The sequence below is a fragment of the Arundinibacter roseus genome (assembly GCF_004348825.1).
GTDB classification, from domain to species: domain Bacteria; phylum Bacteroidota; class Bacteroidia; order Cytophagales; family Spirosomataceae; genus Arundinibacter; species Arundinibacter roseus.
Map to the genome: position 1 here is coordinate 152,096 of NZ_SMJU01000013.1, position 19,448 is coordinate 171,543.

Consider the following 19,448-nt stretch of genomic DNA (forward strand, 5'->3'; position numbering starts at 1 on the left):
AGTCCGGTTAAAATTTAACATTCAGATTGAAACCCATGCTGCGCGTCGTAGGCAAGCCGGTGGCTTCCAGACCTACCACATTATCAGAGCCATAGCCAAAAGACTCAGGGTCAATATTTGGCACCCATTTTTTGAGTAGCAGCACGTTATTTGCCACAAAGCTCAGCCGTACACCTTTGACCGGAAAGGCCGCCGGCAAAAACCGGGAGAAATCGTATCCCGCCGTAATTTGACGTAGTTTCCAGAATCCGGCATCGTACACAATCGGCTCCACAAGCGCCAGGGAGCGCACCACTTCCCAGTAGGGCTGCACACCCGCCACAACGGTATTGGGCTCGCCGCGCTCGTTGACTCCTTCGCCAATCACACCGCCTTCACGGCCTTCGAGTGTCATTTTGTGCAATCCGTGCCGGGTAGCGTTGAAGTTAGTACCCGACATCATGTTGTGACCCAGTTTGAAATCAATCAGGAAGGAGAGGTTAATCCCTTTATAATTGAAGTTGTTGGTAATACCTCCTACCCACTTGGGAATTGCCGACCCAAAAGAAATCAGATCCGTAGTCCGTAGCGGAATGCCGTTTCCACCAAAAATCTTACGACCCTGATCGTCGCGGCGGTAGCCAAAGCCGTAGAGTTGCGCCATTGGCTGACCCACTACCTGCCGTAGTTCGCCATTAAACACGTGCGTGCCAACGGTGATGCGTTCGCCGGGAGTATCAGTCAGCAGGCTAAGTACTTTGGTTTGGTTGTAAGAGCCGTTTAGACTCACGTCCCACTGAAAATCATTGCCCCGAACCATACCCAGATTTACCAATAACTCCACGCCCTGATTCCGTCCGCGGCCACTGTTGATCAAGGTATTTACATAGCCGGAGGCATCCGAAATTTGGGCAGAAACGATCTGATCTTCGGTAATTTTACGATACAACGCAAAGTCTATCCCGACCCGATTATCAAACAGTTTGAGTTCCAGACCAACCTCGCTTTCCGTACTGCGCATCGGACGTAGGTTTGCATTTGGTACAGTATTGCCACTGATAAAACCGACGGGTTGAAGAGCGTTTGATACGTTAGGAAATAAGTTGGCATTTACCCCATAAAACAAATTATTGGCATAAGGCGACACGTCCGTATCGCTGCCAACCTCGGCATAGGCAGCACGTAACTTTCCAAAATTGAGCCAGTTAGGCAAGTTGTTGAAGGCTTGTGAAAATACAAAACTTCCCGAAATAGATGGATACAAAATGCTTCTGTTCGCAGGAGAAAGTGTGGAGAACCAGTCGTTTCGAGCGGTGACGTTTAAGAAAAGGAATTCTTTATACGATACTTCCGCAGCACCATAAACAGAATTTACAGCTCTTTCAGATAGCGCATACAAAGGATCCTTTACCCGTGAATTCATGACCGTATACAAATCCCGCACAATGAAGTCGGTAACCTGCACGCTGTTTAGATCGGAACGTCGGTACATTTGATTGCCGCCAAGGGTAAGATCAAATCCAAAGTCCCCAAATTTCTGCGTGGCACCAATCAAAATGTCTTTGTTCAACTCCCGAAAACGTCGCGACTCCTGTGTATACAAGCCATTGACAAAACCTTCTGGCGCTGCCGGACGCGACGCCTGACCAGTTGGGAAGTTGTTGTAGTCCTGATCGCGCGACCAGTAATCCTGCCCTACCCGAGCCTGTACGTACATCCACGGCAGGAGGTTGTACCGTATGGCGATATTGCCAAAAATACGATCACGGGTAACATTTTGAAACTGCTCGGCCAGCGTAAAGTACGGATTGGTACGGTTTCGGAATCGGGAATAAACAAACTCATTTCCGTTGGCATCGTACTTCTTTTCATCCAGCAAATCAAATGGCATAGAGTTGGCCATGTTGTAAATACTCGTCGGAATGGAGTTGTCCTGTTCGGCAATCACCGGCGGATTTTTGTTGACTTCATTCGAGTAATTGATGTTTCCTGATACGCTTAACTTTTTAGATAAATCGTAGCTGAACCCAAGGTTAATGGTTTTTCGGTTGAAGCTGTTATTGGGGACAATTCCTTTGTTGTCCATATTGGCAAGAGAAAGGTTAAATCCTCCTTTTTCGGAAGCCGACGATAGCGAAACCGTGTTGTTAAAATTGATTCCATTGCGGAAAAACGTCCGAATCCGATCATACACCGGCTCGTAAGGTACCGTCACGCCATCGAAAAGCACCTGCGTCATGCCAGGCTGAAATTTCTCACCAAATGACCATTGACCTGAGGTTGGATTCGGGGAAGTAGGTCGAAGGCCAAATTCTCCCTGTCCGTATTCGTACTGATAATCAGTAAAATCCAATGGAGTATCAACCGTAAAATTTGAGTTATAAGTAACTCCGATTCCCCGGCCTTCTCCGCGGGTTTTGGTGGTCACCATAATCACCCCGTCTTTGGCACGCGAACCGTAGAGCGCCGCCGCCGTGGCGCCTTTCAGAACCGTCATACTTTCAATGTCGTCCGGGTTGATACTCGACAGACCGTCGCCACCATCCGATGTATTTCCACCGCCCCGCGAGCCTACCGAATTGTCGGACGACTGATTACCGGGATTGGTACCAAAGTTTGTATTATCAATTGGAACGCCATTGACTACGATAAGTGGCGAGTTTTGGCCCGAAAACGACGATTGTCCCCGAATCCTGATTTTTGAACTGCCGCCGGGGCCTGTACCCAAACTAGTAATATTGACCCCCGCAATTTTTCCCTGCAAGGTATTGATGAAATTGGGAGTGCGGTTAACAGTAATCTGCTCGGCCCCAACGGTCGTAGTTGCATAGCCAAGTTTCTTAGATTCTTTTTTGATACCAAGCGCTGTAACCACTACTTCTTCCAGGCTCGTGGCCCCCTCTACCAGGCTGACTGTCAGTACACTTTTATTCTCTACGTTGATTTCCTGCGTTGCATAGCCAATAAAACTAAACACAAGCGTAGCATTTGGTTCGGCATTGAGGGCAAACTTTCCGTCGGCATCGGTGGTAGTACCTACGTTCGTTCCTTTAACCAGGATAGACACGCCCGGCAGGGGCTGATTTTCTTTGCTGCTTGTTACCGTGCCTGACACCCGGCTATTCTGCGCCCAGCCAGTCAAACTGATACCTGTTACTAACAGCAACAGGAACAGATGTTTAAAATGTAAAATTCTTTTCATTGATTTTAGAATTTTGGTTCATTGCTAAAAATACAGGCAAGTGCATTTTCTACTAATACTACAATTAAATATCTACATTATTAAATTATTCTGTATATACATGTATACAAAGTATACTTATTTGATTTTACGTTACTTTTCCTTGGTTTTACAAGAATTCAAGCGCAGATTTGAAGGAAATTTTTTGCAGAAACTTATTATAAACCCGGTAGTAAGCGTTCCGGACTTTCTACTTTTACCTTAAAATATGAATTTAAACCTATGGAAAAATTAACCGAAACATCATCAATCACGCGCCGTTCGTTTTTGGCTGCGGGCGCAGCTTTGGCCAGTACGGCGGTTTTTTCGCCCTATGTGATTGGGAACTCCCGCCCCAAAGAACGCCTCGGAGTAGCGCTTGTGGGTTTGGGCTATTACAGCACCGATTTGCTGGCGCCTGCGTTGCAACTGACTAAAAACTGCTATTTGGCGGGTATCGTAACGGGCACGCCGGCTAAAGCCGAAACCTGGAAAAAGAAGTATAATATTCCGGATAAAAATATTTACTCCTACGACACCTTTGACCAAATTGCCAACAATCCTGACATTGACGTGGTATACGTGGTATTGCCTCCTTCCATGCACCGCGAGTACGTGGTTCGGGCGGCAAAAGCAGGCAAACATGTGTGGTGTGAGAAACCCATGGCACCTACCGTCAAAGATTGTGAGGCCATGATCAAAGCCTGCGCAGACAATAAGCAAAGCCTGGCGATTGGCTACCGCTGCCAGCATGATCCTAACACACAGGCTTTTATGAAATTAGCCAAAGAAAAAACTCTTGGAAAAGTTAAACTGATCACCTGCGCTGCCGGCTATAACGAAGGACGGGTAGGACATTGGAAACTCAACAAAGCGCTTGGCGGCGGCGTGATGGGCGACATGGGCGTGTATGCGATTCAGGGTGCTCGGCTCGCAGCCGGAGAAGAACCGATGCTCGTGACGGCGCAGCATATCAACAACCGCCCGGAACTGTTTAAAGAAGTTGACGAAACAACCTTATATCAGTTTCATTTTCCGAGCGGCGCCATTGCCAATTGCACGTCGAGCTTTGGTATAAACACAAATTTTCTAAAAGTAAACTATGAAAAAGGCTTCCTCCACATGGACCCTTTTTCGGCGTACAAGGGAAACAAAGGCACCTATACCAACGGAGAAATTAATTTCCCGCTTGACAATCAACAGGCTAAACAAATGGACGAAGACGCCACATCGATCATGCAAAAGCAACCGATGCTCGCTCCCGGTGAGGAAGGCATGCGCGACATTCGGATTGTAGAATCTATTTACGAAGCAGCCCGGACGGGCAAAGCGGTAAAGATCTGATTTTCAATATTTTTTTACATTTATTTAATTAAAGAGGGTTGCCCGAAAAACCCGGGCAACCCTCTTTTGTGAATTTCAGGCAAGAATCTAGCTCCATTCCCGATCCCAGGAATCTTTGGTGTCCCACTCCGTAGTGGGAGCAAAAAACTTGGTACCCGGTTTGAGGTGTGCTTTTACAACCTCTTCCACCACTTCAATGCCAAGGCCCGGCGCGTCGGGTACTGGCGCAAAACCATTGACCACCAATGGCTTGGTCGTTTTCACCATACTTTCCCACCACTTCACGTCCACCGAATGATGTTCCAGCGCAATGAAATTTTCGGTAGCAGCGGCACAATGCACGTTGGCCATAAACGAAATAGGCGTTCCGGCAAAATGCATCGCCATCGGGATTCCGTGTTCTTCGGCGTAATCGCCAATTTTCTTGGTTTCAAGCAGTCCTCCCGACGACGCCAAATCCGGGTGAATCATATCGACAGCTTTTGCATCAATGAGCTTTATAAAATGTTCTTTCAGATAAATATCTTCACCCGTCAGCGTGGGCGTATCAATAGCATCCGAAATCTGCTTCCATTTATCGGTATACTGCCAGGGCACCAAATCTTCCAGCCACGCCAACTGATATTTGTCGATGGCGCGCCCCAGGCGAATGGCTGTATTTACGTCAAAATGGCCAAAATGGTCAGCCGCCATCGGCACTTCATAGCCAATGGCATCGCGTACTTTTGCTACGTATTCGGCCATTGCTTCCAGGCCTTTATCCGAAATCTGTATACCCGTGAACGGGTGCTTCGTCATGCCATAATCGCCCAGTTTTCCAGGATTTGAACCATTGCTCCACTGCTTTTTTACCTGCCAGTCGCGGGCGCCGATGAGTGCGCCGGGAATATCCGCCACGAGCTGAATGCCAAAATCCATTTTCAGAAATGTGTAGCCCTTGTCCAGTCGCTCGACTTTCATTTTCTGGGCAAACTCTGCCGGGGTTTTTACTTCCGGGGTATCGGCATAAATCCGGACTTCATCCCTGAACTTACCGCCCAGCAACTGATACGCAGGAACATTATAGGCTTTTCCGGCCAAATCCCACAGTGCCATTTCGACGCCGCAAACGCCACCAGCTGCCCGGCCCTGACCGCCAAACTGCTTGATTTTTTTGAACAATCGTTCCACATTACAGGGATTTTCACCCAGCAATCGGCTTTTCAGCATCAGTGCGTAGTTGGGGCTTGCACCGTCGCGGACTTCGCCCCAGCCCACAAGACCCTGATTGGTATCAATGCGGAGAATGGGGCAGGTCATGGGTGCGCCTACGACGGTAGCTACGCGAATGTCCGTAATTTTGAGATCGGATGGTTTGGAGTCGCGCTTCACTTTCTGCGACAGGAATTCCATTTCTTTATCAACTTTTCCATCAAATGCCATTCCCAACGATAAACCGCCAAGCGTAGCTTTCCGGAAAAAATCGCGGCGACTATCGAAGCTGCCCGTTGGGGCAGCGGGAAGTTCGGGGAGCGTTCCGCTGCTTTGTGGCAGCTTCTTCAATAAATCTTGCAATCGCTTTTTCATCGCACATTCAGGGTTATAGGTAAGAAGTAAAGTGAGTAAATATAATTGTACTTTGCGTTTTTAAATTTAAATTTTAACCTGATAAAGCCCATGAAGCAATTATTCCTACTCTTATCAATAAGTAGTATTTATTCAATCGCAAATTTTGCGCATGCTCAGTCGGTACAGGCTGGCAAAGAGCAGATTGCGGCCTATTCCAAAGAATGGAAAGGCGAGCGCTCAGCCGATGGCCGCCCCCGTGTTTCGGACGATCTTGTTCGGCGGGCCCGTAGTATTTCTCTCGAAGAAGCCTGGGGCGTTTTGCGCAATGAAGGCTACCGAAATCAGTTTGTAGGCGGCTGGCAAATTATCCGTCCCGATCAGCCGATGGCCGGGCGAGCCCTGACCGTAACGTACATGCCTTCGCGGCCCGACATGGAAAACCCGATTAAGGAACAGGGAAAAATCGAAAAACGCAGCGGTGCTACCAATTCCTGGCCCATTGACATGCTCACCGAAGGGGATATTTACATTGCTGATGGCTTTGGAAAAATTGTAGACGGCACGCTCATTGGCGATAACCTGGGGAATTCTATTTATGCCAAATCAAAAAATGGGGTTATTTTTGACGGCTCCGTGCGCGATCTTGAAGGTCTCGAAGCAATTGAAGGTTTTAACGGCTGGGTGCGCGGATTTGACCCTTCCTACATTCAGGGAATGGTGGTCAGCTGCATCAATTGCCCCACCCGCATTGGACAGGCAACGGTACTTCCGGGAGATTTGATCCTGGCTAAAAAAGAAGGGATCGTATTTATTCCGGCGCATTTGGCAGAAAAAGTGGTGGTCAATTCTGAGTTTATTTCCTTAAAGGACAAATTTGGCCACCTGCGTCTGCGCCAAGGCAAATACACGCCCGGAGAAATTGACACAGCCTGGAACGAAACGATCAAAGCAGATTTTTTGCAATGGATTAAGGACAATCCCAAAGAAGTACCAATGACCAAACAGCAGCTCGACGATTTTCTCAAAAACCGCACCTGGTAAGTGTACCCTACTTTATATATGTATGCAGGAGAATGAAATACGGTTTATTTTTGAGAAAATAAGCCACCTACGAATAGGTGTGATTGGTGATTTTGCGGTAGATTTTTACTACCTGTTAAATAAAAAAACAGCCGAATTTTCTCTCGAAACCCATCAGGAAGTGTGGTGGGGAAGACAGCCACGCACATCGCTTGGGGCAGCCGGAAATGTGGTCCAAAACCTCGCGGCGATGAATGTCCCGACTCTAAAAGTTTTTGGTGCCGTGGGACAGGATATGTATGCACGTGAAATGCTTCATCTCCTCCACCAATTGAATGTCGATACGGCCGGACTCCGCCCTCAATCTCAGGACTGGGAAACCTGCACCTACACGAAACCTTTTGTAAATGAGGCTGAACAAAACCGCATTGACTTCGGCACGCACAATAGTCTTTCAAACGACGCTTTTGACGGAGTGTTGAAAAGCCTGAAATCGCAGCTTTCAAAATTGGATGTACTGATTATCAACCAACAATTTGCGGCACCGCTGCTTACTGCCGACCGGGTCGAAATGCTCAATGCGCTCATTGCGGTGCATCCACAGGTATTTGTCCTGGCCGACATGCGTACGTATGGCCGGGCACTGCGCGGCGCTACCCTGAAAGTCAACACCAAAGAACTGGCCCGTTTGCTCGAACTCAAAAGCCCGGATTTGTACACCGCCGAAGAATGCGCTCAGTATGGTCGTCAGCTTTCGGACCTCATCGAAGGTCCCGTGCTTATCACTCGGGGCGAGCACGGCATGCAGTATATTCGGGAAGGCACCGTGTACCAAAGTGCCGCGCTCCCGCTCACCGCCGAGCTTGACACCGTAGGTGCCGGCGACACCGCCGTTGCTGCTTTTGCGGCCTGTATGGGCGCGCAGATTCCGGTAATTGAGGCGTTGGCACTCGCTAATCTGGCAGCAGCCGTTACCGTTCAGAAGTTACACCAAACCGGAACCGCCACCGAGGAAGAAGTCGTGAATTTGGCCAAAATGCGGCAGGCCAATATGCTAAATGAGGTATAATTTAAAACACATTTCTTTTTACATTTTAAAATTCGCTTTCCTTACTTTAACTATTTCAACAACCCAATAGGTCAGTACCATTGTACGCCATGAACAAAACTCAACTCCTTGATTTTAAGCAGGAAGCCCTGCATCATCTGACCAAAGAATTGCTTCCTTTCTGGGAAAACCGCTGTGTAGACCTGGCCAACGGAGGCTACTTAACACATTTTGATAAAGATGGCAATGATTCCGGCGAAGACGAAAAATCGCTGATTGCCCAAACCCGAACCGTTTTTACTTTTTCCTCGGCGCATCGGGCCGGGTATGGCGACGGTCGCTTTGCTGCGATTGCCCGCCACGGGGTCGACTTTTTGCTGGAAAAAATGTGGGACAATGAACACGGTGGTTTTTACTGGCTCATGAACCGAAAAGGTGAAGTGCTGATTGATGAAAAAATCGTGTACGGCCACAGCTTTGCCATCTATGCGCTGAGTGAATATACCCTCGCCACCGGTGATCCGCGCGGACTCGAATATGCCGAAAAAGTTTTCGATCAGTTGCAAATATTCGCCGCCGATACCCATTTTGGAGGCTATTTTGAAATGTTTCATCGCAACTGGACGCTCAAAGGTCCCGGTTCTGCGGGTGGGGATCGAAAAACGCTGGATGCGCACATGCACCTGATGGAAGCATTCACGACCCTTTATGAGGCTAGTCAAAAGGAAATTCATAGACGTACGCTTCTGGAAATCATTGATTTGCTTACTACAAAAATCATGCACCCAATCTACGGCACGGGTATTCCGCAATTTTGGGCAGACTGGCGGGTGGCTCCCCAAATCAAGTTTGACATCATTTGGGGATGGGATCGGTTTAGCGAAGATGGGCTAAAAAGCGCCGCCGAAGACAACACCTCCTACGGCCACAATGTCGAGTTTGCGTGGCTGCTTATGCACGCTCTTGATGTATTGCAATTGCCTTACGAAACTCAGCGCGAACAGTTACTTAAATCGTTTAATCACGCAGTAGCTCATGGGATCGACTGGGAGTTTGGTGGCGTGTACGTAGAGGGTTCGCATTTCGGTGAAGTGTACGATCGCGAAAAGGAATTCTGGCAGCAGGCCGAAGTACTCATCGGGATGCTGGATGCCTATCGGGTATTCAAAAATGACGACTATCTGAAAGCCTACGCAACCACGCATCGGTTTGTGTTTGACCACATGATCGCACATGAAGTGGGCGAATGGAAACCCCTGCTCACGCGGCAGGGAGAACCAATTTGGACGCACATGAGCCACTCCTGGAAAGTAAACTACCACAGCGTGCGGGCAATGATTCAGAGTATTGTACGGTTGGATAAAGTGTTGGCCTTGGAGCATTAAGACCAAACCTACTTCGCTATTTGAAGGCATCACCCGGGTTTTCTATACTAGGAAATCCGGTTTTTTTGATGTATATTCTGCCAACTTCATACTTTTCTCATTCGCATATTCCCTATATTTTTGAACTAAGAATCCACAGGTCACAATTTTCAATCATTAAACTATTGTATGCTCGAATTTCTCAGAACGTTCTTTTTCATATTTGCCGTAATTGATCCCATCGGGTCAATCCCCGTTTTTCTGGAAGCCACCAAACAATTTAATAAAAAAGAAAAGAAGAAAATAGCCATTCGGGCTTCGTTAGTAGCCGCGATCATCCTGATATTTTTCATCTTTGTGGGGCAGCTCATCATGGAAGCAATGAGTATTTCGCTTGATGCTTTTCAAATTTCGGGCGGCGTCATACTTTTCCTGTTTGCACTGACGATGATTTTTGGCGAAGGTAAGCCCGAAGAGGAAAAGCATCTGATTAAGGATTACAAGCACGTGACGATTTTCCCGATTGCCTTACCTTCCATTGCGTCACCGGGCGCCATTATGGCCGTTGTGCTGCTTACCGACAATCACCTCTATACTCTTGGAGAACAGGTACTTACCGCACTCAATGTACTTCTTGTGATCGGATTGACGAGCTTTCTACTGATGATTGCCAGCCGGGTACAGGATCGCATTGGCGAATCGGCGATTACTGTAATAAGTAAAATTATGGGGCTAATTCTTGCCTCTTTTGCGGTACAAAATATTCTTTCGGGTATTAAAGGATACTTCAATATTTGAGGAATGACGGGTAAAGGTCTCTACACATTTCCCGTTTTTCAGCATTTTTTAACACCAAAACCTTCGATTTGGGCATGGAATACTATTTTTTACTTAGATAAGTAATTAACTATTTATTCCAATCATCTAAACCCCAAATGCTATGAACGAGCAAACGATAAAAGGAAACTGGAACGAAATGAAAGGAAAGCTGAAACAAAAATATGGTGAGCTGACCGATGACGACCTAACCTACGCAGAAGGAAAAGAAGACGAAATGTGGGGTAAAATCCAACAGAAAGTCGGTAAAACCAAAGACGAGATCCGAAAAGAATTTGCTGACTTATAATACGTTACGATTACACTTCATCAATAAATACCCGTCCCGGCTTACCACACAAGTCGGGACTTTTTTTACTACATATTTTAATCATAAATAGATAACACACCAAATTTGACATTCCGGTAGCTTAGGTTTTGCTTTGTAGCATCAAACTATCATCCGTTTGGCTTATGAAATATTTGGTAGAAGATCTGATCTTTTTTTTTCGTAGCAGCTCCACAGCTCAAATCGTGATGTTGTTCATACTTTTTATCTTCCTCATGGAAATCCTCATCCGTTTGTGAGTAAAAAAGCGTAATCCTCCAATTTAGTAAGGTAGTACCGTAGCTACCTGCCCGATGCCTCTTTACTTGCGAATCTTGTCTTTACTGATTTCCAGCCTCTTTTTAACCTGTACGGCTCCGCCCCAAGCCACCCAACTTTCAGAAAAAAAGGCGGTTGAGGTACTCCTCAGAATACGAGATATAGCGGGCCAAACTCAGGAAGACATCGCCACAATCCTGGGACATCAGCAGTGGCTTGACCCGGAAAAAGCGGAACAGTCTGCCTGCCCTACCTGTCAAAAATATACGTATCAGGATGGGTTTGTGGACATCGTGTATAGCAACGATGCCGCCGACCGAATCACGATCTCTCCTCCTGCGGGCTATAAGGGAACGGACGTCCCGGCACTTTTAGGTTTACCCGAAATGTCACCGGACAGCCTCGGAAACGGCATACTGCTATGGACAAAGTATCCTGGAATTCTGAACATTCAGGCCGCAGTTCGGCCCGATGAAGCACTAATCTCCATTACTGTGCGAGTCCTAACCCCCTACTAAAAATGGTAATCAATTTTCCTTTGAATAAGATTTCTTTACACAATTATGTCTTTTTTAGCAATTTCAACGTTTAGACCTTACATTTAAAAAAATCAGGAAATCCAGCTGAGTTATTAGGTATAGTCCTATTTATAAATTATTTATGTAACTATATTTATATTAAATAGTTATTGTCTTCACACCAGCAGAATAGCCATTCCTAGCCCGTTCACTTCGAGCATATCAGTATTTATTAAAATTTATTTTTAAGTATGCCGAATTTTATTTTGCTTTGCTGAATAAATTAGAAATCATATAAATAGAGAAAAACGGACATATTTTTTATTTTCAATTAAAAAAATATAACTTTTTTTAATTAAATTTATATCAAGATATTTTATTAGTGTGTGTAGTGTGCACAGCCTGCGGAGTATTTACCGCAGGCTGTATTGTTTTTGTACTATTCCGAACGAATACATTCATTTACTAATCCAGTGAAAATTTATCTTTCATTTAATATAACTCAGTTTCATATTTCATTTCCTCTTTTATATCTTTTGTTTACATTTGGCGAAGTGATTGATAGATAGTTTGGGTAAACATGAGTGAAATATAGATTTTAGTGCGTAAGCATGTTTCCTTTTTGGAAGAGGCGTAAGGAAAGCAAGTCCGACCCATATGGGTCGGACTTGCTGTTTTTTATAACATGGCAGAAAAAACCGTCGGAAACTTATTCTTAAAAAATTACTATTTTTCTTTGATTTATTTCTTTTCGTTATTCATTAGTCCATAGTAATTGAAAACCGGGCGAAAATTTATGGTAGAAGCGCATGTTTAGATTTTTCAAAAAACGGTAGCGATTACCTGTTTTAAGCAAGAATCCAGGTACAAGAAAAAAACCCGCTCAGCATTTCGCTAAACGGGTTTTTGCAGAGAGTGAGGGATTCGAACCCCCGGTGGGTTACCCCACAACGGTTTTCAAGACCGCCGCATTCGACCACTCTGCCAACTCTCTATTTCACATATTGGTCTCAAACGTGGGTGCAAAATTAGCAATCATTTGTTACGAGTCAATACTTTTGCGAGAAAAATATTTTTATTGCCGCTTCTCTACATTTAAAGCCCTAATTTTGTGCAAAATCTTAGAGCAAGATTTCTGTGGACTTTCAACCGCCTACTGTAACCTTACTTATGACCTCTACCGAAGTACATGACGGCAATGCGCTGCCTACCGTCGAAACCGCCCGTAAATTAGGCGTCCTGCCCGAAGAGTTTGACCGGATCAGGGAAATTCTGGGCCGCACCCCAAATTTTACCGAATTAAGTATTTTTTCGGTGATGTGGTCGGAGCACTGCTCATACAAAAATTCTATCGTATGGCTTAAAACCCTCCCGCGCGATGGCGAACGCATGCTTGCCAAAGCGGGTGAAGAAAACGCCGGTCTGGTCGATATTGGCGATGGCCTTGCGTGTAGTTTCAAAATTGAATCGCACAACCACCCCTCCGCACTCGAACCGTATCAGGGTGCAGCCACGGGCGTTGGCGGAATAAATCGGGATATTTTTACAATGGGTGCCCGCCCAATTGCCCAGCTGAATTCGCTTCGGTTTGGAAACCCTGAACTCGCCAAGACCAAATGGCTCGTGAAGGGCGTTGTCAAAGGCATTGGCGATTACGGCAACGCGTTCGGTATTCCGACCGTTGGCGGCGAAGTGTTTTTTGACGAGTGCTACAATACCAACCCGCTCGTGAATGCATTTTCGGCAGGTATAGTGGAGGTAGGCAAAGTAGCCAAAGCAACTTCCTATGGCGTAGGAAACCCCGTTTTTATCGTGGGTTCAGCTACCGGTAAAGACGGGATTCATGGTGCCACTTTTGCATCGGAGGACATTACAGACAAATCCAATGAAAAACTTCCGGCCGTGCAGGTAGGCGATCCGTTTATGGAAAAACTGTTGCTGGAAGCTACGCTGGAAATCATAGAAACAGGATATGTCATTGGTATTCAGGACATGGGGGCAGCGGGCATTATCTGCTCGACCTCCGAAATGAGCGCCAAAGGTGAGCACGGGATGATTATCGATCTCGACAAAGTACCTACGCGGCAGTCCAATATGCACGGCTGGGAAATCCTGCTTTCGGAGTCGCAGGAACGGATGTTGGTTGTTGTTGAAAAAGGCAAAGAACATATCATTCAGGGAATTTTTGATAAATGGGATTTGCACTGCGCACAAATTGGTGAAGTAGTAGCTGCCGGCCCGAACGATGCCGGACGACTGCATTTTTATCAGCACGGCGCACTCATCGCCGATGTGCCGGCCTACGACCTTGTGCTGGGTGGCGGCGCTCCGCAATACCACCGCGAATACCGCGAACCTGCCTACTATCAGCGCTTTAAGCAATTTGAGATTTCTTCGGTGCCCGATACCTCGGCAGACGAACTGACCGCTGTGGCAAAACATCTGCTTTCACACCCCAACATTGCGTCGAGACGGTGGGTGTATGAGCAGTACGACTCGATGGTTGGCACGGCTAACCGCAGCACCAATCGTCCCTCGGACGCTGCCCTCGTGCGGATTCGGGATGTGAAGCGCCCGGACTACTCCAAAGGAATCGCAATGACCGTTGATTGTAACAGTCGATACGTAAATGCTGATCCGTTTGTCGGTGCGCAGATTGCCGTGTCGGAAGCCGCCCGAAATCTAACGTGCACGGGTGCGGAACCGCTGGCAGTTACCAATAACCTCAATTTTGGCAATCCTTACGTTCCCGAAGTGTATTGGCAGTTTGTGCAGGCCGTCAAAGGCATGGGCGCAGCCTGTCTCAAATTTGGTACGCCTGTGACGGGTGGAAACGTAAGTTTTTACAACCAAAGCTCCGACGACGGCCCGGTTTTCCCAACGCCAACGATTGGCATGATTGGCCTGGTAGAAAATCCTGAGCATCAAATGACGCTGGATTTTAAAGAAACGGACGATCTGATTTATATGATTGGCGTTGCGAAAAACGACATAGCTTCATCAGAATATTTGTACAGCTACCGGAAAGTGAAAGAATCGCCCGCACCACAGTTTGATCTGGAAGAAGAATATACGCTTCATCAGGGACTTAAAACTCTGATTCAGCAAGGCATGGTGCAGTCGATGCACGACGTTTCGGACGGAGGGCTGTTTGTAGCATTGGCCGAGTCGGCTATGCCTCGTGGACTTGGTTTTCAGGTGTCTACGGATAAAAACTACCGGACCGACGCCTTTCTGTTTGGTGAAGCCCAAAGCCGTGTGCTTGTGTCAGTAAAGCCTTCGCAGCAGGGAGCGTTTCAAAAACTCCTGGGGGCCGATCTTAAATTGGCACACACACTTCTCGGAACCGTCACGGCAAAGGATTTTGTGATAGACTCCGCCACCGTTATGACAACAGGCGAAGCAAAAGATCTGTTTGACAACTCATTAGGCAAATTAATGGCCTAGATTTTTTGAACTATATTTCATAAAAATAGCCCGGACTGATTGACATCAATCCGGGCTATTTTTCATTTACACTTAAAAAACAGCGCTTTCTTTTACCGTCAAAAATGAATCAAAAGCGTCGTCGCGGGCATCTTCCGAACCAAATTCCCACAGAACTTCCTTTTTTTCTATCAACGTAAAAAGCAGGCTTGCTTTCTTACTTGCATTTGCCGTTGCCTTCTGAATTGTGATTACATGGTCCAGATTGAAAATCAAATCCGTTCCTTCCAGTTTTACCATTTGTGCCATAGCCTTGTACTAAAAAAGTTCGTGTTACTGATTAGACATGACCGGCAAGATAATTCCATCCTTTGTTTCATTTTTTTCTCATTCTCAAAATGGCCTGATAATAGGAAATTCTATTAAAAAAAGGGTAAGTTTCCTATACCATGCACCTCTGCAATGATCTCATAAAGTAGCGCCTGATCGAAATATAAATACACAACGTATAGCCATAATTTTCCATTGAAATAGGATTGCCGAATCATTTAAAAGTTGTAAATTTCCTTCACCTTCAACCCTAAACATCTTTTTGGTATGACTACTCCCAGGATCAATTTCCTTGCGGTTTTTGTAGCCGCTGTTACCACTTTCGTACTTGGTGCCATTTGGTATATTACTTTTCAAACTCCATGGATGGAACTTTCAGGCGTTACCGAAGCACAGGCCGCTGAAAGCGACCCAGTCAGTGCCTACCTGATCAGTTTTATTACCTACTTATTGGGAGCCTATGCGCTGGCTCTTTTGTTCAAATCCATGCAGGTCAGCACGTTACAGACTGGTGCACTTACGGGTGCATTAATCGGAGCACTGATTGTGGGCGGAAATATTTTCACCAACAATACCTACGAACTTAAACCGATTGGACTTTCTATCCTGAATGCCGGATTCAGTGCGGTGAGTTATGCAGCAATGGGGGCAATACTAGGTGCCTGGCAAAAGAAATAAGTTACCCACAAATGGCGGTAGCTCAACAGCTACCGCACCGTTCTCTCCTCATAAAACCTACTCAAGAGAGGAACCGCAGCGATAGCAGAATTTTGCCCGTGCCTGATGTCCTTCGGCTGAACAATTGGGGCAGCTTTGCCCAGAAAAAGATTCTTTTGAACTTTCTTTTCTGCTCAATTCACTCGTAACAATGCCGGTTGGAATGGCGATGATTCCGTAACCTAAAATCATGATAAAACTGGCGATGATTTGTCCTCCGGTAGTTTGTGGGGCAATGTCGCCATAGCCCACCGTGGTAAGTGTCACGATGGCCCAATAGATACTTCGGGGAATACTCGTAAAGCCATTGTCTCCGCCTTCTACCATGTACATAACCGTACCCAAAATCACACAAATGACCAGAATGGCAAACACGAATACCGAGATTTTTCGTTGACTTGCTTTCAGCGCCTGCATCAAATTTTGTGATTCTCCCACGTACTGATGCAGTTCCAGAATCCGGAAAATCCGCAGCAAACGCAAGGCCCGTAAAGCGACCAATACCTGCGTTCCGACAAAAAACAACGAAAGGAATTTAGGTATAATTGATAAAAAATCGATCAGCCCGTAAAAGCTGAAAATGTAGCGCCAGGGCTGCCTGACCGACACGATTCGGGCGATGTATTCAATGGAGAAAAGAATGGTGATGACCCATTCGGCTATGTTAAAAATTTCCTTGTATTCCTGGTTGATTTCGACGACACTTTCCAGCATGACCAAAATCACACTACACAAAATTACCCACAACAACACGACGTCAAAAAACTTCCCTGCGGGAGTAGATGCCTCATAAATGATCTCATGCAGGCGACTCCGCCAATCGTTTTTGGGTGTGGTGCTAGTATTCATTTTTCATATATTTTCTTTTCATTTTTTACATAAAGATTGCATTTCCAGCTCATTTACCAAAGTTTTGTCATTTTGGTCGTATCTTAATCTTTTGTTAAACCAATTCGTCTATTCTTAACCTACCAACCTGCATGTACAAGCGTATACCCAAACTATCTTTCCTGCAAATTCTGATCCTGCTTGCACCCATAGTATCACAGGCTCAGCCAATTCTGGGTTTCAAACCGGAAGATGTACCTTCACAACTGGCAATTGAGAAAAAATTTGACAGCCATTTAAAAGCAGAAAATCTTCGGGAATTATTAAAAAAAATGAGCGCCTTTCCGCACCACGTAGGTGCCGCCTTTGACCGCGAAAATGCCGAATATGCCCGCGACCTTTTTAAGTCCTACGGCTTTGAAGCGCGCCTTGATACATCCTACGTGCTTTTTCCAACGCCAAAAATCCGGGTGGTAGAACTGATCGCTCCTGCCAAATTCAAAGCCACTCTGACCGAGCCTCCTCTCAAAGAAGACGCCACCTCCGGCCAAACCAAAGCGCAGCTCCCTGCCTACCACGCCTACTCCGCCGATGGCGACGTAACGGCTGAGCTCGTGTACGTCAATTACGGCATTCCAGAGGATTATGAGGTATTGAAAAAAATGGGAATTGATGTAAAAGGGAAAATCGTTTTGGCAAAATATGGCAATTCCTGGCGGGGAATAAAACCCAAAGTGGCCGCCGAAAATGGAGCAATCGGGTGCATTATTTACTCAGACCCCAAAGAAGACGGATTTTTTCAGGGAGATGTATACCCCAAAGGTGCCTACAAAAACGAAACTGGCGCACAGCGAGGCTCCGTACTCGACATGCCGCTGTATCCCGGCGACCCGCTCACACCCGGCTACGGCGCTACCAAAGATGCCCCGCGCCTGTCGCATACCGAAGCGCCCACGATCATGAAAATTCCGGTGCTGCCCATTTCGTACGGCGACGCCCTGCCGCTGCTCAAAGCCCTGGGCGGCGAAGTAGCCCCGGCAGCCTGGCGCGGAGCATTGCCGCTCACGTATCACATCGGTCCCGGCCCGGCCAAAGTACATCTCAAACTGGAATTTGACTGGAAAGTAGAACCTGCCTATAACGTAATTGCGGTATTGAAAGGAAGTGAGTTTCCGGATCAGTGGATCATGCGTGGCAACCACCACGACGCCTGGGTCTATGGCGCAAACGATCCGCTGAGCGGTGCTGTGGCAGTGCTGGAAGAGGCGCGTGCGCTGGGTGAACTGGTGAAAACAGGCTGGAAACCTAAACGTACCATCGTCTATGCCCTTTGGGATGCCGAAGAACCGGGCCTGCTGGGCTCCACGGAGTGGGTGGAAGAGCGAAAAGAAGAGCTACAAAAGAAAGCAGTGGTGTACCTAAACTCTGATTCTAACGGCCGTGGATTTCTGTATGCCGGAGGGTCGCATACGCTCGAAAAATTCCTGAATCAGGTGGCTCGTGACGTAAATGATCCGCAACGCAACATCAGCGTCAGCGACCGCCTGCGGGCGAAGTTGCTGGTGGATGGCGCACCAAAAGCAAAACAGGAAGCGCGCACCCGGACCGATCTGCGGATTGGCGCGCTGGGCTCCGGCTCCGACTACACGCCCTTCATACAGCATGCGGGCATTGCCTCCATGAACATCGGCTTTGGCGGGGAAGACGGCGGCGGCGAGTACCATTCCATCTACGATTCGTACGACCACTACACGCGCTTTAAGGATACGGATTTTACTTATGGCGTAGCTTTGGCACAAACGATGGGCCGGGCCGTGATGCGCATGGCCAATGCGGAAATTTTGCCTTTCGAGTTTCAAAACTTCACCAATACCGTACAGCAGTATACCGCCGAAATTAAGCAGACAATGGATGCCATGCGCTCGCAAACGCTGGAACATAATCAACTCGTGAAAGAAAATCGCTTTTTGGCGGTGGCTGATCCCAAAAAGCCTTTTGTGCAGCCCTCTCCCCTGCCCGACGTTCCGTTCCTGAACTTTGCCCCGCTCGACAATGCGCTTTCAATGCTCGAAAAAAGCGCTGCAACCTACGCCGAAGCCGTTGCAAAAGCCGGAACGATTTCGGCGGATAAGTTGAACCAATTGAATGAAATTCTATACACCTCCGAACGTTTCCTTACGCATCCGGACGGACTTCCCAGGAGGCCTTGGTTCAAGCATCAGATTTACGCACCGGGTTTTTATACCGGTTATGGCGTCAAAACATTGCCGATGATTCGGGAAGCGATTGAACAGGAGAATTGGCTCGAAGCCGAACTCGGAATCGTGCGCGTCAGCGACACGCTCGTTCGTTTTGCTGCACAAATAGAGCAGGCCAACGCCTTGCTGAACTAACAGGCAATGACTAACTTTTGAAGAAGTGTCGGTGGATGAATTATTCTATTGGCACTTCTTCTTTTATGAATGTTTTCTCTATATTTCCGGGGAAAAAGTTCCGCAAGGGTTAGTTTGGCACTTGATTCTTTTTGAAAAGACCGGGAAATCGTTGCGGTTATACGTAAGCATCCTATGAACTACATATTTCTTGGCTAGAATTCGGTTTCTACTTTTGACCTAAAAAGACAAGCGAATGAATCAGTCAGAAGAAATGTTCAAATTAGTACGTGAGTGGCGCAAAAGCAGCC

Annotated in this window: 14 protein-coding genes and 1 tRNA gene; 10 read left to right on the forward strand and 5 right to left on the reverse strand. The window is 46.8% G+C overall.

The annotated features are described in order from the left end of the window. Positions 1 to 7 precede the first annotated feature (7 nt). A complete protein-coding gene (locus tag EZE20_RS19155; RefSeq protein WP_132120698.1) occupies positions 8 to 3,181 on the reverse strand; it encodes a SusC/RagA family TonB-linked outer membrane protein in 3,174 nt (1,057 codons plus the stop codon). A gap of 261 nt (positions 3,182 to 3,442) precedes the next feature. Here EZE20_RS19155 and EZE20_RS19160 point away from each other — a divergent pair, with 261 nt between their 5' ends. Next, positions 3,443 to 4,543, forward strand: coding sequence for a Gfo/Idh/MocA family protein (locus EZE20_RS19160; protein ID WP_132120700.1), 1,101 nt, complete (start codon positions 3,443 to 3,445; stop codon positions 4,541 to 4,543). Between the two features lie 87 nt (positions 4,544 to 4,630). On the opposite strand, the gene EZE20_RS19165 is transcribed toward EZE20_RS19160, so the two are convergent. Next, on the reverse strand, positions 4,631 to 6,109 hold the full coding sequence (locus EZE20_RS19165) for a mandelate racemase/muconate lactonizing enzyme family protein (RefSeq protein WP_132120702.1): 1,479 nt from the start codon (positions 6,107 to 6,109) through the stop codon (positions 4,631 to 4,633). Positions 6,110 to 6,199: 90 nt separating this feature from the next. Here EZE20_RS19165 and EZE20_RS19170 point away from each other — a divergent pair, with 90 nt between their 5' ends. The 6 genes from EZE20_RS19170 (at position 6,200) to EZE20_RS19195 (ending at position 11,464) form a co-directional block, all read left to right on the forward strand. Beyond that, positions 6,200 to 7,132, forward strand: coding sequence for an RraA family protein (locus tag EZE20_RS19170; protein ID WP_132120704.1), 933 nt, complete (start codon positions 6,200 to 6,202; stop codon positions 7,130 to 7,132). 22 nt (positions 7,133 to 7,154) lie between these two features. Then, complete coding sequence (locus EZE20_RS19175; RefSeq protein ID WP_132120706.1) at positions 7,155 to 8,180, forward strand: bifunctional heptose 7-phosphate kinase/heptose 1-phosphate adenyltransferase; 1,026 nt, start codon at positions 7,155 to 7,157, stop codon at positions 8,178 to 8,180. Between the two features lie 89 nt (positions 8,181 to 8,269). Next, entirely contained in the window at positions 8,270 to 9,544 is a 1,275-nt protein-coding gene (locus EZE20_RS19180; protein ID WP_132120708.1) for an AGE family epimerase/isomerase, read from the forward strand. A 168-nt stretch (positions 9,545 to 9,712) separates the two neighbouring features. Beyond that, a complete protein-coding gene (locus EZE20_RS19185) occupies positions 9,713 to 10,321 on the forward strand; it encodes a MarC family protein (protein WP_132120710.1) in 609 nt (202 codons plus the stop codon). 142 nt (positions 10,322 to 10,463) lie between these two features. Continuing rightward, on the forward strand, positions 10,464 to 10,649 hold the full coding sequence (locus EZE20_RS19190; protein WP_132120712.1) for a CsbD family protein: 186 nt from the start codon (positions 10,464 to 10,466) through the stop codon (positions 10,647 to 10,649). Positions 10,650 to 10,981: 332 nt separating this feature from the next. After that, positions 10,982 to 11,464: a hypothetical protein gene (locus EZE20_RS19195; RefSeq protein WP_132120714.1), complete on the forward strand. Its 483-nt coding sequence runs from the start codon at positions 10,982 to 10,984 to the stop codon at positions 11,462 to 11,464. A gap of 909 nt (positions 11,465 to 12,373) precedes the next feature. Here the strand turns inward: EZE20_RS19195 and EZE20_RS19200 are convergent. Further along, a tRNA-Ser gene (locus EZE20_RS19200) sits at positions 12,374 to 12,458 on the reverse strand. Between the two features lie 176 nt (positions 12,459 to 12,634). Here EZE20_RS19200 and purL point away from each other — a divergent pair. Beyond that, complete coding sequence (gene purL / locus EZE20_RS19205) at positions 12,635 to 14,911, forward strand: phosphoribosylformylglycinamidine synthase subunit PurL (protein WP_132120716.1); 2,277 nt, start codon at positions 12,635 to 12,637, stop codon at positions 14,909 to 14,911. A gap of 72 nt (positions 14,912 to 14,983) precedes the next feature. Here purL and EZE20_RS19210 read toward each other — a convergent pair whose 3' ends face one another. After that, positions 14,984 to 15,199 carry a hypothetical protein gene (locus EZE20_RS19210; RefSeq protein WP_132120718.1) on the reverse strand — a complete coding sequence of 72 codons (216 nt, stop codon included), beginning with the start codon at positions 15,197 to 15,199 and terminating at the stop codon, positions 14,984 to 14,986. A 288-nt stretch (positions 15,200 to 15,487) separates the two neighbouring features. Here EZE20_RS19210 and EZE20_RS19215 point away from each other — a divergent pair, with 288 nt between their 5' ends. Beyond that, the gene (locus EZE20_RS19215) at positions 15,488 to 15,898 is read left to right on the forward strand and encodes a DUF1761 domain-containing protein (protein WP_132120720.1); all 411 of its coding nucleotides are present in this window, start codon (positions 15,488 to 15,490) and stop codon (positions 15,896 to 15,898) included. A gap of 57 nt (positions 15,899 to 15,955) precedes the next feature. Here the strand turns inward: EZE20_RS19215 and EZE20_RS19220 are convergent, their stop codons facing one another. Then, positions 15,956 to 16,786: an ion transporter gene (locus tag EZE20_RS19220; protein ID WP_132120722.1), complete on the reverse strand. Its 831-nt coding sequence runs from the start codon at positions 16,784 to 16,786 to the stop codon at positions 15,956 to 15,958. Between the two features lie 131 nt (positions 16,787 to 16,917). Here EZE20_RS19220 and EZE20_RS19225 point away from each other — a divergent pair, with 131 nt between their 5' ends. After that, a complete protein-coding gene (locus EZE20_RS19225; RefSeq protein ID WP_132120724.1) occupies positions 16,918 to 19,158 on the forward strand; it encodes a M28 family metallopeptidase in 2,241 nt (746 codons plus the stop codon). Positions 19,159 to 19,448: the final 290 nt, after the last annotated feature.